This is a genomic window from Leclercia sp. UBA7405, assembly GCF_037152215.1.
GTDB classification, from domain to species: domain Bacteria; phylum Pseudomonadota; class Gammaproteobacteria; order Enterobacterales; family Enterobacteriaceae; genus Enterobacter; species Enterobacter pneumoniae.
Genome location: NZ_JBBCMR010000014.1, coordinates 1 through 1613 on the forward strand (window position 1 = coordinate 1; position 1613 = coordinate 1613).

Genomic DNA, 1613 nt, shown 5'->3' on the forward strand with positions numbered 1-1613 from the left:
ACTGGTTCACTATCGGTCAGTCAGGAGTATTTAGCCTTGGAGGATGGTCCCCCCATATTCAGACAGGATACCACGTGTCCCGCCCTACTCTTCGAGTTCACAGCAAGTGTGTTTTCGTGTACGGGACTTTCACCCTGTACCGTGCGACTTTCCAGACGCTTCCACTAACACACAAGCTGATTCAGACTCTGGGCTGCTCCCCGTTCGCTCGCCGCTACTGGGGGAATCTCGGTTGATTTCTTTTCCTCGGGGTACTTAGATGTTTCAGTTCCCCCGGTTCGCCTCGTTAACCTATGTATTCAGTTAACGATAGTGCAACGAGTTGCACTGGGTTTCCCCATTCGGACATCGCCGGGTCAAAGGTTCATATCACCTCGCCGGCGCTTTTCGCAGATTAGCACGTCCTTCATCGCCTCTGACTGCCAGGGCATCCACCGTGTACGCTTAGTCGCTTAACCTCACAACCCGAAGATGTTTCACTTCTGATTGCGAAAATTTGAGAGACTCGAACACACATAACATGTGTGTCGTTTCAATTTTCAGCTTGATCCAGATTTTTAAAGAGCAAAACTTCGCAGCGCACCTTTTCAGGTACACTCTGAAGTTTTCTTGTTGTCGCAGTAAAAGGATGGTGGAGCTATGCGGGATCGAACCGCAGACCTCCTGCGTGCAAGGCAGGCGCTCTCCCAGCTGAGCTATAACCCCATCGTAATACTTATCTCTGTTACCCTAATTCGTTTCCGGGCAAGGCATGGTGATGCGAAGCATACTTCAGTATGTGAGCATCGCCATAACGCAGCACGGAGGCGAATTTGGTAGGCCTGAGTGGACTTGAACCACCGACCTCACCCTTATCAGGGGTGCGCTCTAACCACCTGAGCTACAAGCCTGCAGAGATTTTTTACTGCTAATTTTCATCAGACAATCTGTGTGGACACTACAAAGGCAGGTTCTTTAAGGTAAGGAGGTGATCCAACCGCAGGTTCCCCTACGGTTACCTTGTTACGACTTCACCCCAGTCATGAATCACAAAGTGGTAAGCGCCCTCCCGAAGGTTAAGCTACCTACTTCTTTTGCAACCCACTCCCATGGTGTGACGGGCGGTGTGTACAAGGCCCGGGAACGTATTCACCGTAGCATTCTGATCTACGATTACTAGCGATTCCGACTTCATGGAGTCGAGTTGCAGACTCCAATCCGGACTACGACGCACTTTATGAGGTCCGCTTGCTCTCGCGAGGTCGCTTCTCTTTGTATGCGCCATTGTAGCACGTGTGTAGCCCTACTCGTAAGGGCCATGATGACTTGACGTCATCCCCACCTTCCTCCAGTTTATCACTGGCAGTCTCCTTTGAGTTCCCGGCCGGACCGCTGGCAACAAAGGATAAGGGTTGCGCTCGTTGCGGGACTTAACCCAACATTTCACAACACGAGCTGACGACAGCCATGCAGCACCTGTCTCACGGTTCCCGAAGGCACCAAAGCATCTCTGCTAAGTTCCGTGGATGTCAAGAGTAGGTAAGGTTCTTCGCGTTGCATCGAATTAAACCACATGCTCCACCGCTTGTGCGGGCCCCCGTCAATTCATTTGAGTTTTAACCTTGCGGCCGTAC

At 51.4% G+C, this 1613-nt stretch carries 2 tRNA genes and 2 rRNA genes; all 4 read right to left on the reverse strand.

Features of this window, described 5'->3' with window-relative positions:
• Positions 1 to 458: ribosomal RNA gene (locus tag WFN75_RS22460) — 23S ribosomal RNA — on the reverse strand; the annotation flags it as partial.
• 171 nt (positions 459 to 629) lie between these two features.
• A tRNA-Ala gene (locus WFN75_RS22465) sits at positions 630 to 705 on the reverse strand.
• Positions 706 to 813: 108 nt separating this feature from the next.
• A tRNA-Ile gene (locus tag WFN75_RS22470) sits at positions 814 to 890 on the reverse strand.
• 70 nt (positions 891 to 960) lie between these two features.
• Positions 961 to 1613, reverse strand: a 16S ribosomal RNA gene (locus WFN75_RS22475); the annotation flags it as partial.